The organism is Micromonospora sp. NPDC002296 (genome assembly GCF_040296145.1).
Lineage (GTDB): Bacteria > Actinomycetota > Actinomycetes > Mycobacteriales > Micromonosporaceae > Micromonospora.
The window spans coordinates 147753-169910 of the sequence record NZ_JBEOWQ010000003.1 but is presented as its reverse complement, the minus strand read 5'-3'; the positions used below and the strand labels follow the sequence as shown (position 1 = coordinate 169910).

22 protein-coding genes are annotated in these 22158 nt (G+C 74.8%); 3 read left to right on the top strand and 19 right to left on the bottom strand.

What is annotated here, in order from left to right:
* Positions 1-456 precede the first annotated feature (456 nt).
* From ABT023_RS03995 to ABT023_RS03950, 10 genes are all read right to left on the bottom strand, one after another.
* Positions 457-801 (bottom strand): histone-like nucleoid-structuring protein Lsr2, encoded by a 345-nt coding sequence (locus ABT023_RS03995; protein WP_350881426.1) that lies wholly within the window; start codon positions 799-801, stop codon positions 457-459.
* 114 nt (positions 802-915) lie between these two features.
* The gene (lysS, locus tag ABT023_RS03990) at positions 916-2424 is read right to left on the bottom strand and encodes a lysine--tRNA ligase (protein ID WP_350881424.1); all 1509 of its coding nucleotides are present in this window, start codon (positions 2422-2424) and stop codon (positions 916-918) included.
* A gap of 190 nt (positions 2425-2614) precedes the next feature.
* The gene (locus ABT023_RS03985; RefSeq protein ID WP_350881422.1) at positions 2615-3373 is read right to left on the bottom strand and encodes a type III pantothenate kinase; all 759 of its coding nucleotides are present in this window, start codon (positions 3371-3373) and stop codon (positions 2615-2617) included.
* Between the two features lie 85 nt (positions 3374-3458).
* The gene (gene nadC, locus ABT023_RS03980) at positions 3459-4364 is read right to left on the bottom strand and encodes a carboxylating nicotinate-nucleotide diphosphorylase (RefSeq protein ID WP_350881420.1); all 906 of its coding nucleotides are present in this window, start codon (positions 4362-4364) and stop codon (positions 3459-3461) included.
* Positions 4365-4404: 40 nt separating this feature from the next.
* Entirely contained in the window at positions 4405-6099 is a 1695-nt protein-coding gene (locus ABT023_RS03975; protein WP_350881418.1) for an L-aspartate oxidase, read from the bottom strand.
* Between the two features lie 78 nt (positions 6100-6177).
* On the bottom strand, positions 6178-7074 hold the full coding sequence (locus ABT023_RS03970) for a septum formation family protein (protein WP_350881416.1): 897 nt from the start codon (positions 7072-7074) through the stop codon (positions 6178-6180).
* 112 nt (positions 7075-7186) lie between these two features.
* Positions 7187-7612, bottom strand: a complete 426-nt coding sequence (gene panD / locus ABT023_RS03965) for an aspartate 1-decarboxylase (protein ID WP_350881414.1) — start codon at positions 7610-7612, stop codon at positions 7187-7189.
* A 26-nt stretch (positions 7613-7638) separates the two neighbouring features.
* Positions 7639-8487: a pantoate--beta-alanine ligase gene (gene panC, locus ABT023_RS03960; protein ID WP_350881412.1), complete on the bottom strand. Its 849-nt coding sequence runs from the start codon at positions 8485-8487 to the stop codon at positions 7639-7641.
* On the bottom strand, positions 8484-9464 hold the full coding sequence (locus tag ABT023_RS03955) for a Rossmann-like and DUF2520 domain-containing protein (protein ID WP_350881410.1): 981 nt from the start codon (positions 9462-9464) through the stop codon (positions 8484-8486). The genes panC and ABT023_RS03955 overlap by 4 nt, the downstream gene beginning before the upstream one ends.
* 142 nt (positions 9465-9606) lie before the next feature.
* Entirely contained in the window at positions 9607-10881 is a 1275-nt protein-coding gene (locus ABT023_RS03950; protein WP_350881408.1) for a phytase, read from the bottom strand.
* Between the two features lie 54 nt (positions 10882-10935).
* Here ABT023_RS03950 and ABT023_RS03945 point away from each other — a divergent pair, with 54 nt between their 5' ends.
* On the top strand, positions 10936-11970 hold the full coding sequence (locus tag ABT023_RS03945; RefSeq protein ID WP_350881406.1) for an SAM-dependent methyltransferase: 1035 nt from the start codon (positions 10936-10938) through the stop codon (positions 11968-11970).
* Complete coding sequence (locus ABT023_RS03940) at positions 11967-13136, top strand: NADH-quinone oxidoreductase subunit D (RefSeq protein WP_350881404.1); 1170 nt, start codon at positions 11967-11969, stop codon at positions 13134-13136. Before ABT023_RS03945 ends, ABT023_RS03940 begins: the two co-directional genes overlap by 4 nt.
* A gap of 46 nt (positions 13137-13182) precedes the next feature.
* Here the strand turns inward: ABT023_RS03940 and ABT023_RS03935 are convergent, their stop codons facing one another.
* The 4 genes from ABT023_RS03935 to ABT023_RS03920 all read right to left on the bottom strand — a co-directional run bounded on the left by ABT023_RS03935 (position 13183) and on the right by ABT023_RS03920 (position 17590).
* On the bottom strand, positions 13183-14793 hold the full coding sequence (locus ABT023_RS03935; RefSeq protein ID WP_350881402.1) for a hypothetical protein: 1611 nt from the start codon (positions 14791-14793) through the stop codon (positions 13183-13185).
* 101 nt (positions 14794-14894) lie between these two features.
* Positions 14895-15761 carry a glycine betaine ABC transporter substrate-binding protein gene (locus ABT023_RS03930; protein WP_350881400.1) on the bottom strand — a complete coding sequence of 289 codons (867 nt, stop codon included), beginning with the start codon at positions 15759-15761 and terminating at the stop codon, positions 14895-14897.
* Positions 15762-16086: 325 nt separating this feature from the next.
* Positions 16087-16812 carry an ABC transporter permease gene (locus ABT023_RS03925; protein WP_350881398.1) on the bottom strand — a complete coding sequence of 242 codons (726 nt, stop codon included), beginning with the start codon at positions 16810-16812 and terminating at the stop codon, positions 16087-16089.
* Between the two features lie 94 nt (positions 16813-16906).
* Positions 16907-17590: an ABC transporter permease gene (locus tag ABT023_RS03920; protein ID WP_350881396.1), complete on the bottom strand. Its 684-nt coding sequence runs from the start codon at positions 17588-17590 to the stop codon at positions 16907-16909.
* Positions 17591-17592: 2 nt separating this feature from the next.
* Here ABT023_RS03920 and ABT023_RS03915 point away from each other — a divergent pair, with 2 nt between their 5' ends.
* Positions 17593-18582, top strand: a complete 990-nt coding sequence (locus ABT023_RS03915) for an ABC transporter ATP-binding protein (RefSeq protein ID WP_350881394.1) — start codon at positions 17593-17595, stop codon at positions 18580-18582.
* Positions 18583-18633: 51 nt separating this feature from the next.
* On the opposite strand, the gene ABT023_RS03910 is transcribed toward ABT023_RS03915, so the two are convergent.
* The 5 genes from ABT023_RS03910 to folK form a co-directional block, all read right to left on the bottom strand.
* Positions 18634-19134, bottom strand: coding sequence for a hypothetical protein (locus ABT023_RS03910; RefSeq protein ID WP_350881392.1), 501 nt, complete (start codon positions 19132-19134; stop codon positions 18634-18636).
* A gap of 62 nt (positions 19135-19196) precedes the next feature.
* A complete protein-coding gene (locus ABT023_RS03905; RefSeq protein ID WP_350881390.1) occupies positions 19197-19505 on the bottom strand; it encodes a hypothetical protein in 309 nt (102 codons plus the stop codon).
* Positions 19506-19625: 120 nt separating this feature from the next.
* Positions 19626-20828, bottom strand: a complete 1203-nt coding sequence (locus ABT023_RS03900) for an ABC transporter permease (protein ID WP_350881388.1) — start codon at positions 20826-20828, stop codon at positions 19626-19628.
* A 118-nt stretch (positions 20829-20946) separates the two neighbouring features.
* Positions 20947-21486, bottom strand: a complete 540-nt coding sequence (locus tag ABT023_RS03895; protein ID WP_350881386.1) for a DUF3180 domain-containing protein — start codon at positions 21484-21486, stop codon at positions 20947-20949.
* Between the two features lie 19 nt (positions 21487-21505).
* Positions 21506-22033, bottom strand: coding sequence for a 2-amino-4-hydroxy-6-hydroxymethyldihydropteridine diphosphokinase (gene folK, locus ABT023_RS03890; protein WP_350881384.1), 528 nt, complete (start codon positions 22031-22033; stop codon positions 21506-21508).
* Positions 22034-22158: the final 125 nt, after the last annotated feature.

Sequence of the window (22158 nt, the reverse complement as noted above, 5' to 3'; positions counted from 1 at the left end):
TTACTCTATCGCCGCGGACCGACTCCGCTGAGGTCGTGTGTCCTCGGCGGGAGCCCGGTAAGCGTCCTTTCTGACAACCGTCCGCGCTCAGGCGCTGTTCCGGTACCCCCGGCTGTACGCGCAGAGCGAAATTCGGACCGCCGGTCGGGCCGGCTTCCGCGCCCCCCACAGGCCCCGCCGGGGCCCTGCGGCGGCTCCGGTCGCCCCTACGAACGGTTGTCCACAGGCTGTGGACAGATTCTCCACCGGCTGTGGACAACGCCCGGACCGGCCCGGTCCTTCCCACCCGACAAGCCGTCGGGACGACGAGGACGCCAGGCCCGGGAACGGCGACGCCGGGCCGGAGACATGCTCCGGTCCGGCGTCGGTGTCGCCCGCGTCCCCCGTGTCGGGTCCGCCCCCGAGATCCCCGGCACGCCCTTCGGCGCCCGGGCCGTGACCCCGCGACGTCCTCGCTCAGCGCGTGGCGTGGAACTCGTCGACGATCTCCTGGGGGATGCGCCCCCGGTCGGAGATGTCCTTGCCCTTCCCCTTGGCCCACTGCCGGATCGCCTTGTTCTGCTCGCGGTCGGCGGTCGCGCCGCCCCGGCCGCGCGCGGCCCGGCCGCCGACCACCACGCCGCCCCGGCCCACCTTGGTGCCCGCGGCGACGTACGGCGCGAAAACGTCACGCAATTTCTCGGCGTTCACCTTGGAGAGGTCGATCTCGTACTGAACACCGTCGAGCGCGAACTTGACTGTCTCGTCAGCGTCCCCGCCGTCCAGGTCATCGACCAGCTTGTGAATGATCTGCTTGGCCACGTCCCACATTCCTTTCGAGCAGGGTGTTCCTGCAAACTGACAGCACAATAACCCGCCCGACGCTTGTCACGTCAATAGGATGCGGTATCCGACACCGTCCGGGGCCCGGAACCCCTACTCGGGCCGGGCCAACGGGAAGAGGATGGTTTCCCGAATTCCCAGGCCGGTGAGCGCCATCAGCAGCCGGTCGATTCCCATTCCCATACCCCCGGCCGGCGGCATTCCGTACTCCATGGCCCGGAGAAAGTCCTCGTCCAGCCGCATCGCCTCGTCGTCGCCCCGGGCGCCGAGTTGCGCCTGGGCCACCAGCCGCTCCCGCTGCACCACCGGGTCGACCAGCTCCGAGTACGCCGTGCCCAGCTCGAACCCGAGGACGTACAGGTCCCACTTTTCGGCCAGGCCCGGCTCGCTGCGGTGCGCCCGGGTCAACGGGCTGGTCTCCTCCGGGTAGTCCCGAACGAAGGTGGGCGCTCGCAGCCCCGGCACGACCAGCTCCTCGAAGAGCTCCTCGGCCAGCTTCCCCGGTCCCCACTTCGGGTCGACGGCCAGGCCGACCTTGTCGGCGTACTCGACCAGGAGGGCCCGCTCGGTGTGGACCGTGACCTCTTCGCCGAGCGCCTCGGAAAGCGCCCCGAAGAGCGTCACCGAACGCCACTCGCCGCCCAGATCGAACTCCTGACCATCCGCGTGCGTCACCACGGTCGACCCGGCGACCGCGATCGCCGCCTGCTGCACCAGATTGCGGGTGAGCGCGGCCATGGTGTCGTAGTCGCCGTACGCCTGGTACGCCTCGAGCATCGCGAACTCGGGCGAGTGCGAAGAGTCGACACCCTCATTACGGAAGTTGCGGTTGATCTCGAAGACCCGGTCGACGCCGCCCACGACGGCCCGCTTGAGAAACAGTTCCGGCGCGATTCGGAGATACAGATCAGTGTTCAACGCATTGCTGTGGGTCACAAATGGCCGAGCGGCGGCCCCGCCGTGCAGCAACTGGAGCATCGGGGTTTCCACCTCGATGAAGTCCTGCCGGTGCAGCGAGTCACGCAGGCTGCGCACCGCGGCGGCCCGGGTCCGCACCATCTGCCGCGCCTGGGGGCGGACGACCAGGTCGACGTACCGCTGACGGACCCGGGCCTCCTCGCTGAGCGGCTTGTGCGCCACCGGCAGCGGGCGCAGCGCCTTGGCGGTGACCGCCCACTGCTCGACCAGCACCGACAGCTCACCCCGACGGCTGGTGATCACCTCGCCGGTCACCCCGACGTGGTCGCCCAGGTCGACCAGGCGCTTCCAGTCCTCCAGCCGCTCCGCGCCGACCCGGTCCAGGGAGAGCATCGCCTGGAGCTCGGTGCCGTCGCCGTCGCGCAGGGTGGCGAAGCACAGCTTGCCGGTGTTCCGGACGAAGATCACCCGTCCGGTGACCGAGGCCCGGTCGCCGGTCGCGGTGTCGGTGGGCAGGTCGGCGTACTTCTCACGGATCTCCGCCAGCGTGCTGGTCCGGGGGTATCCGACGGGGTACGGCTCGACGCCCTCGGCGAGCATCCGGTCCCGCTTCTCCCGGCGGACCTTCATCTGCTCGGGAAGGTCATCGGCGGGGTCGACTGGCACGGCGTTCTGCTCGGTCACGGCACGCTTCCTCAGTAGGGAGATTTCGGCGGGGTCAGGACCGAGCGTACTCAAGCGCCCCGGCGGTCGTTACGGGATAACCTGCCCGCCATGACCGGCCCCACCGCCGCCCTGCCGTTCGGTGTCGCCGCGTGGTGGCGGGAACGGGGCGGTGCGGGTCCCCGCTCACGTCGGGAGGGCGGGTAGCGGGTCAGACGTTGCGCTCGTAGACCATCCGCAGCCCGATCAGGGTGATCATCGGCTCGTGGTGGGTGATGGTCCGGCACTCGCCGATCACCACCGACGCCAGCCCGCCGGTGGCGATCACCGCCTTCACCTCGCCCAGTTCCTCGACCATCCGCTCGACGATCCGGTCGACCTGGCCGGCGAAGCCGAAGTACAGGCCGGACTGGAGACACTCGACCGTGTTCTTACCGATCACCGACCGGGGCCTGGTCGCCTCCACCTTGCGCAGTTGGGCGGCGCGGGCCGCGAGCGCGTCGAAGGAGATCTCGATGCCCGGGGCGAACGCGCCGCCGAGGAACTCCCCCCGCCCGCTGATCACGTCGAAGTTGGTGGTGGTGCCGAAGTCCACCACGATCGACGGCCCGCCGAAGAGCGTGTACGCGGCGAGCGTGTTCACCACCCGGTCCGAGCCGACCTCCTTGGGGTTGTCGATCGCCAGTTGCACGCCGGTGCGCACCCCCGGCTCGACGATCACGCTCGGCAGGTCGGCGTAGTACCGGGCCAGCATGTTGCGCAGCGAGCGCAGCGCGGCCGGCACCGTCGAGCAGGCTGCCACCCCGGTGATCTCCACGGCGTCACCGGCCAACAGCCCCCGGAACATCAGCCCGAGCTCGTCCGCCGTCGAGCGGGCGTCGGTCTTGACCCGCCAGGAGTGCACCAGCTTGTCGCCGTCGAAGGTCGCCAGCACGGTGTTGGTGTTTCCGATGTCGATGCAGAGCAGCACGCACGCAGCCTAGACGCCGGGCCCGCCGGACGGCACGGACCGGCCGCCCGCGGGCGGCACGCCGACGGCAGCACCCTGGCCCGGCTCACTCCGTCCGCAGGTCCAGCGCCACGTCCAGGATCGGCGAGGAGTGGGTCAGCGCGCCCACCGACAGGTAGTCCACCCCCGTCGCCGCGTACCGCGCGGCCACATCGAGGGTCAGCCCGCCGGTGGCCTCCAGCTCGGCCCGGTCGCCCACCGCGGCCACCACCTCGGTCAGCATGGCCGGGGTCATGTTGTCCAGCAGCAGGAAGTCCGCGCCGGCCTCGACCGCCTCCAGCGCCTCGGCGAGGGTGTCCACCTCCACCTGCACCGGCACGTCCGGGAAGGCCGCCCGGACCCGGTGGTAGGCCGCCGCGACACCGCCGGCCGCGAACTTGTGGTTGTCCTTGATCATCGCGACGTCGTACAGGCCCATCCGCTTGTTCGTGCCGCCGCCGGCGCGCACCGCGTACTTCTCCAGCGCCCGCAGGCCCGGGGTGGTCTTGCGGGTGTCCAGCACCATCGCCTTGCTGCCGGTCAGCGCGTCCGCCCAGGCCCGGGTGTGGGTGGCCACCCCGGACAGCCGGCAGAGCAGGTTGAGCGCCGTCCGCTCGGCGGTGAGCAGCAGCCGGGTGGGCCCGGTCACGGTGGCCAGCACGTCGCCGCGGGCCACCCGCTGGCCGTCGTGGGCCACCAGCGACACCTCGGCGGCACCTGCGCCCCCGTCGGCCCCGGTCACCTCGCCGACCACCTCGAACACGGCCGCCGCGACGGCCAGCCCGGCCACCACCCCGTCGGCGCGGGCGACCAGGTCGGCGGTGTCCGTCTGGGTGGCCGGGATGGTGGCGACACTGGTGACGTCCAGGAAGTCCGGGCCGAGGTCCTCGGTGAACGCGTTGACGATCACCCGCCGCACATCGGCCGGGTCGAGCCCGCCGGCCCGCAGCGCCTGCTCCGTCGTCTCCCTCACTGAAACTCCCTCGGTTCGCGACTACGGGGCTCGCAAGAACTCACCATGTCCCCTCCCACCGGGACGTCAACCGGCCCTGTGACCCGATCGCGCCGGCCAGGTGGCCCAGCCACCGCTCGTCCGCCGTCGGGAAGTCCTCCCGCCAGTGGCAGCCCCGGGTCTCCTGACGGGCGTACGCGGAGGCGACCAGGGCCGACGCCACGGTGATCAGGTTCGTCGCCTCCCAGTCGACGGTGCGGGGCACACCCCGGCCGACGCCCAGCTCGCGAAGGTCCTCGGCCGTGCCCGCGAGCGTCCGCGCCGAGCGGAGCACCCCGGCGCCCCGGGTCATCGCCCGTTGCAGGGCCGGCGTCCCGTCGGCGGGCAGCACCCAGCCGCCCCCGCCGGCCCACGCGCCGGTGGCCGCCGGCTGGGCCTGGTCGGGCAGGCCGGCGGCGATGTCCTCGGCGATCCGGCGGGAGAAGACCAGCCCCTCCAGCAGCGAGTTGCTGGCCAGCCGATTCGCGCCGTGCACGCCGGTGCAGGCCACCTCGCCGCAGGCGTACAGGCCGGGGATGGAGGTGCGACCGCGCAGATCGGTGCGGACGCCGCCCGACGCGTAGTGGGCGGCCGGGGCGACCGGGATCAGGCCGGTGGCCGGGTCCACCCCGATGGCCAGGCAGGACGCGACGATGGTGGGGAAGCGCCCGGCGAGGAAGTCCCCGCCGAGGTGCCGGGCGTCGAGGTACACGTGGTCGGCGCCGGTGGCCAGCAGCACCCGGTGGATGCCCTTGGCCACCACGTCCCGGGGAGCCAGCTCGGCCAGCTCGTGCTGGCCGACCATGAACCGCTTGCCGTCGCCGTCGACCAGGTGCGCGCCCTCACCGCGCAACGCCTCGGAGACCAGCGGCTGCTGGGCCCGGCCGGCCCCGGGCACCCCTGCCCCGGCCGGGGTGATCAGCGCGGTCGGGTGGAACTGGACGAACTCCACGTCGGTGACCGTCGCACCGGCCCGCAGGGCGAGGGCCACCCCGTCGCCGGTGGAGACCGCCGGGTTGGTGGTGGCCGAGAAGATCTGCCCCATCCCGCCGGTGGCCAGCACCACGGCCCGGGCCAGGATCGCCCCGACGCCGTCCTCGCTGCCCTCGCCGAGCACGTGCAGGGTGATCCCGCAGGCCGGGCCGAGCCCGCCCGCGCCGTCACCGGGGGCGCGCAGCAGGTCCAGCACCAGGGCGTGCTCGAACAGCCGGATCCACGGGTCGCGGCGGACCGCAGCGTGCAGCGCCCGCTGCACCTCCGCGCCGGTGGCGTCCCCGCCGGCGTGCACGATCCGGTCCGCCCGGTGCCCGCCCTCGCGGGTGAGCATGAGCGAGCCGTCCGGATGGCGGTCGAACTCCGCGCCGATGCGCATCAGCTCCCGCAGCCGGGTCGGCCCCTCCGCCACCAGCGCCCGCACGGCAGCCGGGTCGCACAGCCCGACGCCGGCCAGCTCGGTGTCCGAGGCGTGCGCCGCCGGGGTGTCCGCCGGGTCGAGCACCGCGGCGATGCCGCCCTGCGCCCAGCGGGTCGAGCCGTCGTCGATGTTGACCTTGGTGACCACGGTGACGTGCAGGCCGGCCTCGCGCAGGTGCAGCGCGGCGGTGAGCCCCGCCACCCCGGAACCGACCACGACCACGTCGGTGGTCTCCACCCAACCGGGGGCGGGCGCGGCCAACAGCGACGGCAGGGCGGGCAGGTCGACGGTCGGTACGTCCATGGGCACAGTCAACCCGAAGGTTCCTCGCCCCGGGCGGCGGGGGCACGACGAGCGGTTCGGCTACCGCGCCCGGGGCCGCTACTTCGTCCGGACCGGGATCCCCGCCGGGCCGGCCCCCTTGAGCGAAGCGGTCACCGATCGGTCACTGAGCCACAGGTAGCAACGGACGCCCCGGTCGCCCACCCGCCACCGGCCCGCCCCGGGCGGGCGGATCATCACGCCACTGCGGTAACTCAGGTCGCCGTCGTCCGGCACGCCGACGTAGCGGGCGAGCACGGAACGGCAGCCGACGTAGAAGGGGGCCCAGTCGGCGTCCCGGGTCGGGTACGGCCGGTCCGGCGCCTTCCACACCCCGACGAACTCTGCGTCGTGCCGGGTGGCGCACCCGACCGGCGTCAGCACCTGCGCCCCCCGTGTCCCGGCGAACCTGGTGCGCTGGCAGCCCAGCCGCAGCGGCGACGCCACCTTCAGCGCGTCGCGCAGGCTGCCGGTGCGGGTGACCGGCACGGCCCCCGCCTCGGCGGTGCTCACCTCGGTCAGGTCGCAGCGGTACCAGCGGGCACCGGACGCCCAGCCGGGCTTCGACGGCTGCGCCACGGCCAGCCGGAGCCGGCCGGCCCGCCAGTCGTCGCCCACGTACCCGGTGGCCTTCGCGTCGCAGTCCGCGAACGCGCCGCGCAGCTCCGTCGACCCCCCGGCCGGCGGGGCGGCCCGCTCCGCCGGGAACGCGCCCACGTGCACGGTCTCCACCCGGTGCGCGACGGCGCAGTCCACCGGCGCGTACGCCGCCAGGGTGACCGTCTCGGTGAAGTCGGCGACCTGACACACCCCCGCGGCCGGGGTGAACGGCTTGGCCGGGGCGAGGACCGCCCAGTCGTCGGTGAGGTCGCCGTCGAGCCCCGTGGCGGTGCCACAACCGACCAGCACGACCGCCACGGCCATAGCCGCGCACAGGGTCGTCATCGCACGGCGCATCGGGCCTCCCCAGCCACCAGCTCACGACGGCGACCCCAGACTAACCACAGATGACCATCGGTGACAGACCGCGTACGAGCAGAAGTTCCGGACGGCCGACCCGACCGGCCGGTCAGCCGACGACGGCGAGCGGGCTCGGGACCGGGTCGCCGGCCGTGCCCGGCGCCACCGCGGCCGGGTCGCCGCCCAGCTCGACCACCCGGTTGTCGGCGTCCACGTGCACCACCCGGGGCCGGTACGCCCGCGCCTCGGCGTCGTCCAGTTGCCCGTACGAGATCAGGATGACCAGGTCGCCGGGGTGCACCAGGTGCGCGGCGGCGCCGTTGATGCCGATCACGCCGCTGCCCCGCTCGCCGGGAATCACGTACGTCTCCAGCCGGGCCCCGTTGGTGACGTCCACGATCGCCACCTGCTCGCCGGGGAGCAGGTCGGCCGCGTCGAGCAGGTCCTGGTCCACCGTCACCGAGCCCACGTAGTGCAGGTCGGCCTGGGTCACCGTGGCGCGGTGGATCTTCGACTTGAGCATGGTGCGGAACATCGGGGTGCCTTTCGCGCGCGCAGAGGTCAGGAGCGGGGGGCGAGCCGAATCGCCGCGTTGTCGATGAGCCGGGTGGCGCCGACCCAGGCCGCGACCAGCAGCCGGGCCGGGCCGGCGACCGGGCCGGGTTCCAGGTCCGGGTCGGTCAGCACCAGGTAGTCGAGCCGGGCCCCGGCCGCGCCGGAGCCGAACGCCCGGTGGGCCTCGGCCAGCACCGCGCCGGCGTCCAGTCCCCGGTCGGCGGCGTCCGCGCCGGCCCGCAGCGAGGCCGACAAACTCAGCGCCGCCTCCCGCTCCTGCGCCGAGAGGTAGCGGTTGCGGCTCGACAGGGCCAGGCCGTCCGGCTCCCGGACGGTCGGCACGCCGACCACCTCGACCGGCACGTCGAAGTCCCGGGCCATCCGCCGGACCAGGGTGAGCTGCTGGTAGTCCTTCTCTCCGAAGAACGCCAGGTCGGGGCGGGTGAGCTGGAACAGCTTGAGCACCACGGTGAGCACCCCGTCAAAGAAGCCCGGCCGGCTCAGCCCCTCCAGGTCCTCGCCGAGCAGGCCCGGGTTCACCCGGACCCGGGGCTCACCGTCCGGGTACATCTCCTCCCGGTCCGGCGCGAAGACCAGATCCGCTCCGGCCCGCTGGCAGGACTCCAGGTCCGCCGCCAGGGTGCGCGGGTACCGGTCGAAGTCCTCGCTCGGGCCGAACTGGAGCGGGTTGACGAAGATCGTCACCAGCACGTGGTCGGCCCGTTCCCGGGCGGCCCGCAGCAGCGTCTCGTGCCCGGAGTGCAGCGCGCCCATGGTCATCACCACCCCGACCGTGCCGGTCAGGCCGGCGCGCGCCTTCGCCAGCTCCTCGCGGGTCCGCACCAACTCGGTCACTGTGCCGCCACCTCCCGATGGGTTCCACTGAGCACGTCGAGCAGCGACTCGGCGTCCGCCGGTCGCAGCCGGCCCGCCGCGATTGCCCGGTCCGCCGTCCGCCGGGCCAGGGTCAGGTACGGGGCCACCGACTCGGGCGCGGTCGCGGCCAGCCGCTCCAGGTGCCGGCGTACGGTGCCGGCGTCGCCCCGGGACACCGGGCCGGTCAGCGCGTCGTCGCCGAGCCGCAGCGCGTTCTCCAGCGCCGCCCGCAGCAGCGGGGCGAGCACCTTCTCCGGCTGGCCCACCCCCGCGTCGCGCAGCCGGTCGGCCGCCTCGTTCACCAGGGTGACCAGGTGGTTCGCGCCGTGCGCCAGCGCCGCGTGGTACAGCGGGCGATCGACCTCGGCCACCCACTCCGGCACCCCGCCGAGGTCGGCGGTCAGCCGGACGGCGAACGGACGCAGCTCGGCCGGGGCGGTCACCCCGTACGAGATTCCGGCGAGCCGGCCGAGGTCGTCGGGCGTACCGGTGAAGGTCATCGCCGGGTGCAGGGCCAGCGGACGGGCCCCGACGGCGGCGGCCGGGGCGAGCACGCCCAGCCCGTGCGCGCCGGAGGTGTGCGCGACCACCTGGCCGGGCCGCAGCGCACCCGTCTCGGCGAGCCCGGCCACCACCCCGGCCAGCGCGTCGTCGGGAACGGCGATCAGCAGCAGGTCGGTGGCGGCCCGGGCCACGGAGGTGGCGGAGCGGTTGCGGGCGTCGGGGAGCAGCAGGGCGATCCGGGCCTTGGCCACCCCGGAGACGCCGGAGGCGGCGACCACCCGGTGCCCGGCGGCGGCGAGCGCGGCGCCCAGCACGGCACCGACCCGGCCGGCGCCGATGACGCCGACGGTGAGCACGCGGGGAAAGACGAGCGGGGCGCCGGCAGGGGCGCCGCCCGCGGGTACGGCGGCCCGGGAGGGGACGGCCGGACGCGGGCGCAGCGGTGCGCTCATGGCAACGATCCAGTCCTCGAAAAGGGGGTACCGGTCGATGGCAAGTATGCGCCGTGGTCAAGGAGCCGGAACAAGAGTGTGTGAAAACCTTCACCGCCGGGGCCGGGTCACCGCGCGGACGCGCGGCGACCCGGCCAGGGGGTCAGCGGCGACGCAGGAAGCCGGCGTCGACGAACTTGAAGTTGGTCGCCGGCCGGACCGCGCCGTCCGCGCCCGGCGTCCCGGGGGTCTCGCGGCCGTCGTGCACCACCAGCAGGCCGCCGGGGAAGCCCGGCAGCCCGGTGGCGACCACGGCGGCCCCGTCGCACTCCTGGGAGCCGTCCACCGCCCCGTCGACCACCGCGAACCGCCCGACCGGCCGGCCCGTGCGCCGGTCGTACGTGTAGAAGGTGTCGTCGCCCTGACTGGAGACGATCAGGGTGCCGGCGAAGCGTCCCGTCCGGTGGATGGTCAGCCCCTCCACGTCCTGGGCGATCCGGCCGCCGAAGCCGGGATCGGCCGCGTGGTCGGTCACGCAGTCGTCCGCCACGGGGTCGAACGCGGCCGGGACGCCGTACTCGCGGACCCGCTCGACCGACCGGGGGGCCTCGGCGAACCGACCGCCGACCAGCCGGGTCCGCCACAGGCCGACCTTCTCCTGGGCCAGGTGCACCACGCCAGTGTCCGGGTCCACTACGGTCCCCTCGACCTGCGGCCCGTCGCCCGGGTCGGTGCACGGCGACCAGGCGGTGCCGTCGGGCAGGGTGAACGTGGCGGGCAGGGTGAGCCGGTCCACGGGCCGGTAGGAGACCCGGCCGGCCCGTTCGACCAGCCGGAACGTCCCCACCTGGGAGGTGCTGCGCCGGCTGACCACCGCGTACGCGGCCCCGGCGGGGTCGACGTGCGTGCCCAGCCCGTACGCGGTGCGCTGCTCGTTCACCTCGGACTGGTCCCGGCTGAACGCGAACGGCACGTCCGGCGCGGTGACGTCGGTCAGCAGCCGGGTGGCCGGGTCGATCCGGTAGAACCTGAGCTGGTCGCGGCCCCGGTCGGTGACCACGGCCAGGTCGACCCGCCGGCCGCCCAGCCGGAAGCCGGCCACCAGGTCGACGTTGTTGAACCGGCCGGCCTCGTCGTCCGGGCCCGGGGCCGGCGGGGTGGGGATCGCCTGCCGCTCGCGGCCGGCCAGGTCGTACACCCGCAGGCCGCCGTTCTTGGCGGCGGCGACCACCAGCGTGCCGCCCCGGTCGGTCGGGTGCACCCAGATCGCGGGGTCGTCGGCGTCCGCGTCGCCACCGGCCGCGTCGTCGAACAGGGCGGGGGTCTCGACCACCGCCCGCACCGGACGCGGCGTGCCGCCGGCTGGCGGCGCGGCGGCGGCGGGGCCGGCGAGCAGCAGGGGTACGACCGCCAGCGCGGAGATCACGATTCGTCTCATGCCACCAGACCGTAGGGTCGGCACGATGACGGCCCCTGAACGTGGAATGAACTGATGTCGCCGCGCTGGCGGGACGCGATGGACCGGGCGCTGTACGGCCCCGGCGGCTTCTTCGTCTCCGGTCCCGGGCCGGCGGCCCACTTCCGCACCAGCACGCACGCCTCCCCGGTGCTCGCCTCCTGCCTCCTGCGCCTGGTGCGCGCCGTCGACCGGGCCCTCGGCCGACCGCCCACCCTGGACCTGGTGGACGTGGGCGCGGGCCGGGGCGAACTGCTGCGGGCGCTGCTTGCGGCGCTTCCCGAGGAACCCGACGGGCCCGCGCCGCTGGCCCGACGGCTCCGGCTCACCGCCGTCGAGAGGGCCCCCCGCCCGGACGGCCTGCCGGCGCGGATCGGCTGGGTGGACGAGATCCCGGCCGGGATCACCGGGCTGCTGGTGGCCACCGAGTGGCTCGACAACGTCCCGCTGGACCTGGCCGTGCCCACCGGGGACGGCTGGCGCTACCTGCTGGTGGACCCGGCGACGGGCGACGAGTCCACCGGCGACCCGCTCAGCGCCGAGGACGCCGACTGGCTCGCCCGGTGGTGGCCCGTCCCGGGGGCGCCCACGCGCCCCCCGCTCGACGGGGTGGAGGTCGAGCTGGGCAGGGAACGCGACGAGGCCTGGGCCCGCGCCGTGGGCCACCTCGACCGGGGGCTGGCCGTGGCCGTCGACTACGGGCACGCGCGCCGGTCCCGGCCCGTCGGCCGGACGCTGACCGGTTACCGGGACGGGCGACAGGTGCCCCCGGTGCCCGACGGCTCCTGCGACGTCACCGCGCACGTCGCCATGGACTCCGTGGCCGCCGCCGGCGCGCGGGTCGCGGGTCGCGCGTACACCCTGCTCGCGCAGCGGGAGGCGTTGCGGGCGCTCGGGGCCGACGGCGGGCGACCGCCGCTGAGCCTGGCCGCCACCGACCCGGCCCGGTACGTGCGGGCGCTCGCCGCCGCGTCGGCGGTCGCCGAGCTGACCGACCCGGCCGGGCTCGGCGGGCACCAGTGGCTGCTCCAGCCGGTCGGCGTCACCGTCGATCCGCTCATGGCACGATGACGGGCATGACCACGGACACCGGTGACCTGCGCGAGCTGACCGTCGGCACCGGGGCCGGCGGGGAGCAGCTCGGCACCGACATGGTGCTCAACATCGGCCCGCAGCACCCGTCCACGCACGGGGTGCTGCGGCTGAAGCTGGTCCTCGACGGGGAACGGGTGATCGCCGCCGAGCCGATCGTCGGGTACATGCACCGGGGCGCGGAGAAGCTGTTCGAGGTGCGCGACTACCGCCAGATCATCGTGTTGGCCAACCGGCACGACTGGCTGTCGGCGTTCTCCAACGAACTGGGCGTGGTGCTGGCCGTCGAACGGCTGATGGGCATGGAGGTGCCCGAGCGGGCCACCTGGCTGCGGATGGCGCTGGCCGAGCTGAACCGGGTGCTCAACCACCTGATGTTCCTCGGCTCGTACCCGCTGGAGATCGGCGCGATCACGCCGATGTTCTACGCGTTCCGGGAGCGGGAGACCATCCAGGCCGTCATGGAGGAGGTCTCCGGGGGCCGCATCCACTACATGTTCAACCGGGTCGGCGGACTGAAGGAGGAGGTCCCGGCCGGCTGGACGGGTCGGGCCCGGGCGGCGATCGGCGAGGTGCGCCGCCGGATGCCGGACCTGGACAACCTGATCCGACGCAACGAGATCTTCCTGGCCCGCACGGTCGGGGTGGGGGTGCTGTCGTCCGCCGACGCCGCCGCGTTCGGCGCGTCCGGCCCGGTCGCCCGGGCCTCCGGGCTGGACCTGGACCTGCGCCGCGACGAGCCCTACCTGGCGTACGACCAGCTCGACGTGCCGGTGGTCACCAAGACCGCCGGGGACTGCCACGCCCGGTTCGAGGTGCTGCTCGACCAGGTGTACGCCTCACTCGACCTCGCCGAGCAGTGCCTGGACCGGGTGGACCGGCTCACCGGTCCGGTGAACACCCGGCTCCCGAAGGTGGTGAAGGCCCCGGAGGGGCACACCTACGCGTGGACGGAGAACCCGCTCGGCATCAACGGCTACTACCTCGTGTCGAGGGGCGAGAAGACGCCGTGGCGGTTGAAGCTGCGCACGGCGTCGTACGCGAACGTGCAGGCGCTGGCCACGTTGCTGCCCGGCTGCCTGGTGCCGGACCTGATCGCCATCCTCGGTTCGATGTTCTTCGTGGTGGGCGACATCGACAAGTAGCCGGGTGCTGTGCGCCGCGCTCCGTCGGCGGCCGGTCGGCCGGCGGTCAGGGCCGGCGGTCCGCCGAGCGGGCGCCACCGGCGCGGGGCGTGTCGTCGCGGGGCGGATACCACTCCCCGTCGGCGTGCTGATGCCGGCCGGTCCGGTCCGGGTCCGGTCGTCGCCCGCCCGGATCCTCGTCCCACCGCCGCTCGCCCTGGCCCCGCCCGGGGCCGGACTCGCTCCGCCGCACCGACGACCAGCGGTCCTCGACCCGGTACCCGCTGCCGTCGGCGTCGGCGTGTGCCGTGGCTCGCCGCTCACCGACCCGGACCTCCCGGCCCCGATCGTCGTCGTGCACCTCCGCCCAGCGGTCCCCGGCCCGCAGCTCCGACCACTGGCCGGGGCCGGCGGGGGCCGGCTCGGGCTGGTACGGGCGGGCACGCCCAGCACCGGCGGACCCGCCCGGCGGACCCCACGAGCCCCGGTCGGCGTGCGGCGCCCCGCCGTTGTCGTCGGGCCGGCCGGCCCACCCGGCGTCGTCGCGCGATGCCGGCCCGCGCGATGCCGGCCCGCGCGGAGCCTCGCCGCGCGGGGACGCCCGGCCCGGTTCGTCCCGTGACACGGGCCAGGCGGGTTCCTCGCCCGGGACGGGCCAGGCGGGTTCCTCGCCCGGGACAGGCCAGGCGGGTGTCGCACGGGCGGCGGGGCGGCCGGGCGCGTGCCGTTCGGGCAGCTGCGGCGGACGGGGGCGGTCGTCGGGCGGTTCGGGACGGGCGCGGGCGGACGAGCCGGCGTGCCCGGCCCAGTGATCCTCCGGCTCGGGGGCGACCGCGCTGGCCCACGGCCGCTCCTGCGGCGTAACCGGCCACCGGCCGGCGGGAGCGGCGCCGTACAGGCCCATGTCCGGTTCCGGCCCGTCGACGACGGTGTGCCGGGTGGTGACGTGCACGGTCTCGGTGTGCCGGACCACGCCGACCGGGCGGGCGGCCGGCTCGGGGGCGACCGGGCGGGGAGCGGCCGGTCCGAACGATCGGGCATCGGGCTCGGCCGGTCCGGGGCCGCCGGGCTGGGCGGGCCGCTCGGCCCCGTAACGCGGGGTCGGCCGGGGCCGGCGGCCGGGCGGCTCGTCGTCGGGGGCCGTCCCGGGCACCCGGACCCGCCCGGAATGAGGTTCGTCGATGTCCTGGGGGCGGTGCGCGTCGTCGTACGCCTCGGCGAGCGGGACCCGGGCGCGGCCGGTGCCGGCCGGCCTTTCGGCGGACGGCTCAGGGGCGGCGGCGGTCGCCACGGCGTCGAGCCGGCGACGCAGCGCCGCAGCCTGGTCCTGGGCCCGCTGGGACGCGTCGAGCGCCTGGTTGCCGCGCTGCGCGGCGGCGACGATCTCGCCGCGCAGTTCGTGGCGCAGCTCCTCGATGTCGTCGTGGAGGGCCTCGATGTCGTCGTGCAGGGCCTCGATCTCGGCCCGGCTGCCGCCGCCGTCCGGGCGCAGTGCGATCGAGAGACCGATCAGCACCACGGCCGTGACGGCGAGCACGGCAGCGAACCGAAGCGGCCCGTTGCCGTCGGCGACCAACAGGATCAGCGCCGCGACCGGGGCGAACGCCACGCCGATCCAGAAGAGCACGGGCAGCAGACGGGACTCACGCCTGTCGGTGACGGCAACCGGGTCGGGCATGGGTGTGCAGCCTACCGAGAGTTCCAGCGGCTGGGAACGGGGCGGCCCCCTGAGGGGTGCCGGTCGCCGGCGGCGCGGGGCCGCCGACGACCGGTGGTGGATCAGCCGACCGCGAGGGCCCCGTCGGAGGAGAGGACCAGACCGACGCTCGCGTTCCCCGTCGTCAAGGCGTTCTTGGTCTGCGGACCGGCCGCGTCCAGCGAGCTGAAGGAGCCGGCCTTGAAGTCGTAGACCTTGACCAGGCCGGCCTGGCACATCGGCCGCTGCGGGCACTCCGGCGGGCCGGCCAGCACGGTGGCGCTGCCGGAGCACTTGGCGGCCAGGTCGGAGAGGGTGGTGACCCCGTACTTGTCCGCGAAGGCCTTGGTGACGGCGAAGGCGTTCTGGTCCTGGGCGGCGGACGGCGCGCCGAAGGCGAGGCCGGCCTTCTCGCCGCCGGCCTTGAGGGCGGCCACGGTCTTCTCCAGCTCGGGCGAGGAGACCGCCGGGGCGTCCTTGCCGTTGGCCTTGGTGTTCAGGAACTCGGCCATGGTCGCCGCGTACTCCGGGACGACCTGGATCTCGCCCTTCTCCAGGGCCGGCTCGTAGAGCTCCCGGTTGCCGATCTGCTGCACCTTGACCTGGTAGCCGGCGGCGGTGAGGGTGATCCGGTAGAGCTCGGCGAGGGTCTCGCTCTCGCTGAAGTTGCCGGCGCCCACCACGATCGTGCCGCCCGGCCCCTTCTCCAGCCCCTGAGCGAGGTTGTTCGCCGCAGCGAACTCCTCCGCGGCGACCTTGGAGGTCTTGCGGTCGACGACGACGGCCTTGTTGAGGCCGATCAGCTTCGGGGTGTCCAGCGCCGCGGAGACCTTGTCGAGCGCCGCGACCAGCTGCGGCTTGGCCACCTTCGCGTTGATCGCCGGAAGGATGTTGTCGCTGTTCTGCAGCTTCTTGTCATCCGTCAGGACGACCAGCTGATCGCCAGCCACCGGGGCGCACCCGACCCCCGACGCGCCCTGCTCGGGCGCCTCGGTCCCGGAGGACCCGGCGTCCCCGCAACCGGTGAGAAACCCGGCCGCGGTAAGGACGCCGATCGCGCCGATTGCCAGGCGTGTACGTGCGCGCATCAAGCCCGCCTTCCGTGTCCCGGCGCGGCCCGTTCGGGCCGGCCGCGTGTCCGACGGGCGATCCCTCTTGTTCATCGCCCGCGATCTCCCACCCAACATCCTGACGGCCGACCCCGCCAACCCGAGGCGCGCTTTGTCACCGGATCGTCACAACGGAGGCGTACGAGGCGGTCGGACGGCCCCGCCCTCAGGTGCCGGCGACTGCGTCCGCGGCGCGGCGATTCGCCCGGCGCCGGGCCGGGCGCAGCGGGCGCGGGGTGACCACCCGCTCGACCAGCGCCAGCACCAGTTCGGCCAGCACCGCCAGCCCGGCCACCAGCAGGCCGCCGGCGATGATCTGCCCACCCCCGGCGGCGATGTCCAGGCCGAAGCCGGCCCGGATGATCTGGCCGAGGCCGCCGCCGTTGACGAACGACGCCAGCGCGGCCGTCGCCACCACCTGCACCGTCGCGGTCCGGAAGCCGGCCGCCAGGTACGGCACCGCAAGCGGCAGCTCCACCCGGCGCAGCACCTGCCCGCCGGACAGCCCCATTCCGCGCGCGGCGTCCCGGGCCTCCGGGTCGGCCTGGCGCACCCCTGTGTACGCGTTGGCCAGCAGCGGCGGCACCGCGAAGACGGCCAGCGCGACCACCACCGACGGTCGGCCGAAGCCGAGGAAGGTCAGCGGCAGGATGGTCAGCAGGGCCAGGGTCGGCACGGCGAGGGTGACGTTGGAGACGAGCACGACCAGCCCGCCGCCCCGCCCGGTGTGCCCGAGCCAGAGCCCGACGGGCCAGGCCACCAGGCAACCGAGCAGCACGGCCGCCGCCGAGATGCTCAGGTGCTCGCCGAGCCGGTCCAGGACGCCGCCCGGGTTGGTCCAGTTCAGCGGGTCGTTGAGCCAGAGCACCGCCTGGCCGACCGGGTTGCTCACCGGGCTGTCCTCCCGCGGTCGTTCGTCGGCCCCGCCCCCAGGTTGCCCGCCGGGGGCGTGTCATGGCTGCCCGCCGGGCCCGTCCGGTGGCCGCTCATCGCGTCCCGCGCAGCCAGGGGGTGGCCGCCCGACCGATCCCGGCCAGGATCAGGTCCAGCACCAGGGCCAACAGGACGCAGAGCAGCGTGCCGGTCATGATCTGGGCCTTGTAGAAGTTGTTCTGGAAGCCGGCGAAGATGAGCTGTCCCAGCCCGCCCCGGCCGACCACCACCCCGACGGTCACCAGCGCCACGGTCGACACGGTGGCCAGCCGCAGACCGGTGAGGATGCCGGGCAGGGCCAGCGGCAGCTCGATCCTCAGCAGCCGGCCCCACCGGCCGTATCCCATGCCCTCGGCGGCCTCGCGGACCTCGGGCGGGACCTGGCTCAGCCCGGCGACGGCGTTGCGGACGATGACCATCAGCGCGTACAGCACCACCACGCTGAGCACCGTCACCGCCCCGATCCCCAGGTACGGCGCGAGGAAGGCGAACAGCGCCAGGGACGGGATCGTGTAGAGCACGCCGGTGAATGCGAGAATCGGGCCGGCGAGCGGGCGGAACCGGTGCGCCACCAGGGCGAGCGGCAGGGCCACCAGCGCGGCGATCAGCACCGCCCGCGCGGTCAGCGAGGCGTGGTCGCGCAGCGCGGCGAGGATCGTGTCAGAGTTGTCCCGCACGAACTGCCAGGAGAACCACGGGTTACCCGGGTCGGCCCGGTAGCTCAGGCGGAAGGACATGCGTGGACGTTACCCCGGGAACCACCGGTGACGCCGGCCAGAGTGCCGCGTCGATCGCTCTGGAGGGCATCCGTAAGCGCTACCCGGACGGCACCGAGGCGGTCCGCGAGCTGAGCCTGGAGGTCAGGGCCGGAGAGCTGGTGGTGCTGATCGGCCCGTCCGGCTGCGGCAAGTCGACCGTGCTCAGGATGATCAACCGATTGATCGAGCCGACCGGCGGCCGGATCCTGCTCGGCGACGAGGACGTGACCCGGGTCGACCCGGTCGAGCTGCGCCGCCGGATCGGTTACGTGATCCAGAACGTCGGCCTCTTCCCGCACCAGACGGTTCTGGCGAACGTCGGCACCGTCCCCCGGCTGCTCGGCTGGGCCCGGGACCGGGTGCGCCGCCGGTCCGAGGAACTGCTGGAGCTGGTCGGGCTGGACCCGGGGCAGTTCGGTCGCCGCTACCCGCACGAACTGTCAGGCGGCCAGCGGCAGCGGGTCGGGGTGGCCCGGGCGCTGGCCGCCGACCCGGTGGTGCTGCTGATGGACGAGCCGTTCTCGGCCGTCGACCCGATCGTGCGAACCCGGTTGCAGGAGGAGTTCCTCCGGCTCCAGGCGGAGGTTCGCAAGACCATCGTGCTGGTCACCCACGACCTGGACGAGGCGGTCCGGCTCGGGGACCGGATCGCGGTGCTCTCCGAGGGCGGCCGGCTGGAGCAGTACGACACCCCGGCGGCCCTGCTCGGGGCGCCCGCCTCCCCGTTCGTCCGGGAGTTCGTCGGCGAGGACCGGGGCATCCGGGCGCTCGCCGTGACCCCGGTCACCCGGGACGCGCTGGACCCGGCACCGGCCGACCCCGCCGGGCTGCCCGAGGTGGCGCTGGGCTCGTCGGCGTACGACGCGCTGGCCGTGATGCTCACCGCCGGGGCGGACCGGGCGCTGGTGACCGCCGACGGCCGGCCGGCCGGGGTGCTCACCCGGGAACGCGCGCTGGGGGCGGGACGCTGACCGCGCCGGGCGGCCGGCTCCCCCGCCCGCAGTCCGGCCCCGGCCGCCGGGTCAGGCCCGGCCGCCCAGGCTGGCGGTTCCGATGATCCAGCCGGAGAGGAAGCCGTAGGTGGCACCGGTGCCGGCAGCCTGAAGCGCGGCGAGCAGCGACGGGTCCGGCCCCAGCAGCGTGCTGACCAGCGCGGCCAGGCCGGCGGCCAGCACGTACGCCCCCCAGCCGGAGAAGAACTGGCTGAACGACCCCTGCACCCGGGCCACCTGCGAGGCCGGGAGCAGGTAGAGCAGGGCCCCCGCCAGGATCACCAGCAGGATGGCCCGCAGGTCGGTGGCGAACACCCCCTGCCCCGGGTCGTCTGAGCTGAGACGCCAGGCCGGCCAGGCGAGCAGCCGCAGGAACCACCCGCCGGCCCCGTTCGGGTCGGTGTTGTCCTCCGCCCACCCGACGTACAACGGGCTGCCGCAGACCCCGACGAGCACCAGCACCGCGAGGATGCCGGTGCCGGCCGCGGTCCCGTACCTGCTGACCGCCGCGGAGCGGTTGGTGGGAGGCATGGCGCGACCAGTTCCCGGTGCGCCCCGACTGGCAAACCTGCGGGCCACCATGGTCGGCCCGGCTAGCGCTTCATCAGGTAGTCGATGAACTTGGCCCGCAGCAGCGGAGCCGACTCCTCGTAGCCGTGCCCGGTCAGCTCCCGCCACAGCGCGGCCGCCTCGTCGATGGTCGGACCGACCGAGTTCGGCGCACCGTCCAGCGCGGCGGCCTCGTCGGCGTTGGGCAGGTGGCGCAGCACCGACCAGTAGAACCCGACGTCGCGACGCTCCCGGGCCAGCGCGAACGCCCGCTCCCGCAGCTCCTCGGTGGAGAGCGCGTCCAGCTCCTCGAACGTGTTCCTGCCGGTACCGGTGGAAGGTGTCTCGGTCATGCCGCCGAGCCTAACCGCCGAGATCACCGGGGGCGCGGCGGACGCGGCGCGGGCCGGGCGTGGGCGGCCACCCGGCGGACGCCGACACCGGGCGTCCGTCGGCGGTGCACGGGCCGGGCGTCAGCGGTCGCCGCCGTCCCAGCGCGGAGGCTGGGTGTCCCAACGGGACGCGTCCCAGGGGTCCGCGGGCGTGTCGTCGGAGCGGGTGGGCAGGGCGGGCGGCCAGTCCTCGACCGGTGCCGGCCGGGGCACCGACCAGCCGGAGCTGATGGCGCCGTCGCCGCTCGGACGGGCCTCCACGTCGGCACCCGCCGACCGGGGTCGCCCGTACGCCTCGACGAGCCGGGTCACCACCAGGCCGACGCCGAGCGCGGCCCCGCCCACCGTCCACCGGCTGACCTGCCAGCCCCGGGCCCCGGACCAGGCGAGCAGGACGGTGACCAGGCTCACCGCGAGCAAGGTCCCGAAGATCCCGCCGCGCCGGCCGTACGCGCTGGTGCCGGCGAGCAGCGCGGTGCCCACGGCGAGCACCGTCCAGCCCAGTCCCTCGGTCGGCACGACCGTCCCGGCGCCGTTGCCGGCGATCAGGATGCCGGCCAGCATGGCGAGGACGGTGGACAGGACGAACGAGACCACGACGACGGCACCGGCCGCCCCGCCCCGGCGGCGGGCCGGGTCGGCCACCGCCCGGAACCTCCCGACCAGCCGGCGCACCGGTCGGATCGCCCCGAACAAGCCGCCGAGCACCGCCACCGCGGCGAAGCCGACGAAGAGGTAGAACGCGCTGTCGCGGGGGTCGTACCCGCCCTGCACGAGGACCGGCGTGGCCCGCCGCTCGATGTAGACCACCACGCCGGCCGCGCCGGCCAGACTCGCCGCCCAGCCCGGCACGTGCAGCACGACCACGGCCAGCCCCACCAGCAGACCGCCGACGGCGGCCACCGCCGCGGCGTGGCCCACCGCGACCTCGACCCCCCGGTCGCCCTGCTCGGCGAAGTGCAGTGCGGCGGCGACCGCGACCGGGCCCACCGCCAGGTTCACCGCTGCCGTCCGCAGGCTCAGGCCGGCGGCCAGGACGAGCAGCCCCACCGCCACCACGTCGACCAGCAGGACCCGCAGGCCGTCGTCGCGCAGCGCGGCCGGGTCGTCCCGCCACAGCAGCCAGGTCAGCACGGCCAGGCCGGCGGCGAGCACCAGCTCCCAGGTGACGTGCACGGCGACGCGATCCCGCCCCGGCTCGCCGTGCGTCGGGTCGTCGAAGACGTTCTCCAGCACCGCCGCGGGCACGCCCGACGAGGGCTGCACCGGATCGTCGTACCCCATGACGCGTGCCCTCCCCAGGTCACGGCCGCAGGGTCCGACGCGGGCGGACCGGGGCGGCCGTTGCTCACCGGTCGCCAGGCACGGTACCTGCGCGCCGGGCCGGGCGTAACCCCCGCGCTCAGCGTCGACCCGGGCGGCTCTCCCGGTCGCCGGTGTCGCGCTCGTCCTCCGGCTGGTCCGGCACCCGGCAGGCCCGCTCGAGCCAGAGCGCGGCGGCCACCAGCGCGAGCGAGGCGAGCAGCCCCGCCCCGGCAGCCGGGCGGTCCGCGGTGGCTGCCTGGGTGCGCTCCACGAAGAGCCACCCGGTCAGCCCGGCGCACCAGCCGGCGAAGATCGCCCCGGCCAACGCGGACGCCTTGGCCAGCACCACGAACCGGGCCACCAGCAGCGGGTTGACCGGGTCGCGGCCCGGCCTGCGCTTGATCCGACCCAGGGTGTTGACCGCCGCGTACGCCTCGAGCACCGCCAGCGCGGCCAGCGTGACGACGGGCAGCCACGGCAGGCGGGGGAAGCCCTCGTAGTAGAAGCCGCTGATCGCCAGCCAGGCCACCGCCGCGGCGGCCAGTCCTGCGACGACCAGGGTGGAGATCCGGGTGGGGCCCATCCGGGACCGTTCGGGGTCCGTCCCGCGCGGCGGCGGGGACTGTGCCTGGGTCATGCCGGCCGGCTCCACTGGCTCATGTCGACGACTCTAACGCCAGATCCGGCCGGGGACTCAGTTCCAGGGCGTCACCGGCCAACGGTTCGGCGTTCAGCAGATCGGTCAGCCAACCGTGCCCGGGCAGCCGCCCGTACGGCTGGATGTCGATCCACGGCCGCAGCACGAACGCCCGCAGGTGGGCCCTGGGGTGCGGCAGCGTCAGCTCGGGGTCGTCGCTGCACACCGGCTCCCCCGCGTCGTCCCACACCGCGACCACGTCGACGTCCAGCGTGCGCGGGCCGAACCGGCGCTGCGGGTCGCGCTCGCGGCCGGCCCGCCGCTCGGCAGCCCGGGCCCGCGTCAGCCAGTCCCGTGGGGCCGCCGCCGGGTCCTCGACCAGCGCCACCGCGTTGAGGTACGCCGGCTGGTCCGCGTCGCCCCACGGCGGGGTCTCGTAGACGCCGGAGACCAGCAGCACCGCCTCGCCGAGGGTGTCCACGGCCGAGCGGAGGTGGGCCAGGCGGTCGCCGAGGTTGCTGCCGAGGGAGAGCAGGGCGCGGGTCACACCGCACCCCCGTTCCCGGCGGACGGGGGTGGCGGTTCTGGTTGCGGCTGGGGCTGCGCCGGCGCCGGGCCGCCGGTGGTCGATGCCGGGCCGCCGCCGGGCGGGTGGGCCGGCGGGCCGGGACG

What these genes read in the sequence shown, in the direction of transcription:
- ABT023_RS03975 (WP_350881418.1), bottom strand. Translation starts at nt 6,099, where the DNA reads ATGGACGTACCGACCGTCGACCTGCCCGCCCTGCCGTCGCTGTTGGCC.
- ABT023_RS03970 (WP_350881416.1), bottom strand. Translation starts at nt 7,074, where the DNA reads ATGCGCCGTGCGATGACGACCCTGTGCGCGGCTATGGCCGTGGCGGTC.
- panD (WP_350881414.1), bottom strand. Translation starts at nt 7,612, where the DNA reads ATGTTCCGCACCATGCTCAAGTCGAAGATCCACCGCGCCACGGTGACC.
- ABT023_RS03955 (WP_350881410.1), bottom strand. Translation starts at nt 9,464, where the DNA reads ATGAGCGCACCGCTGCGCCCGCGTCCGGCCGTCCCCTCCCGGGCCGCC.
- ABT023_RS03950 (WP_350881408.1), bottom strand. Translation starts at nt 10,881, where the DNA reads ATGAGACGAATCGTGATCTCCGCGCTGGCGGTCGTACCCCTGCTGCTC.
- ABT023_RS03945 (WP_350881406.1), top strand. Translation starts at nt 10,936, where the DNA reads ATGTCGCCGCGCTGGCGGGACGCGATGGACCGGGCGCTGTACGGCCCC.
- ABT023_RS03940 (WP_350881404.1), top strand. Translation starts at nt 11,967, where the DNA reads ATGACGGGCATGACCACGGACACCGGTGACCTGCGCGAGCTGACCGTC.
- ABT023_RS03935 (WP_350881402.1), bottom strand. Translation starts at nt 14,793, where the DNA reads ATGCCCGACCCGGTTGCCGTCACCGACAGGCGTGAGTCCCGTCTGCTG.
- ABT023_RS03920 (WP_350881396.1), bottom strand. Translation starts at nt 17,590, where the DNA reads ATGTCCTTCCGCCTGAGCTACCGGGCCGACCCGGGTAACCCGTGGTTC.
- ABT023_RS03910 (WP_350881392.1), bottom strand. Translation starts at nt 19,134, where the DNA reads ATGCCTCCCACCAACCGCTCCGCGGCGGTCAGCAGGTACGGGACCGCG.
- ABT023_RS03905 (WP_350881390.1), bottom strand. Translation starts at nt 19,505, where the DNA reads ATGACCGAGACACCTTCCACCGGTACCGGCAGGAACACGTTCGAGGAG.
- ABT023_RS03900 (WP_350881388.1), bottom strand. Translation starts at nt 20,828, where the DNA reads ATGGGGTACGACGATCCGGTGCAGCCCTCGTCGGGCGTGCCCGCGGCG.
- ABT023_RS03895 (WP_350881386.1), bottom strand. Translation starts at nt 21,486, where the DNA reads ATGACCCAGGCACAGTCCCCGCCGCCGCGCGGGACGGACCCCGAACGG.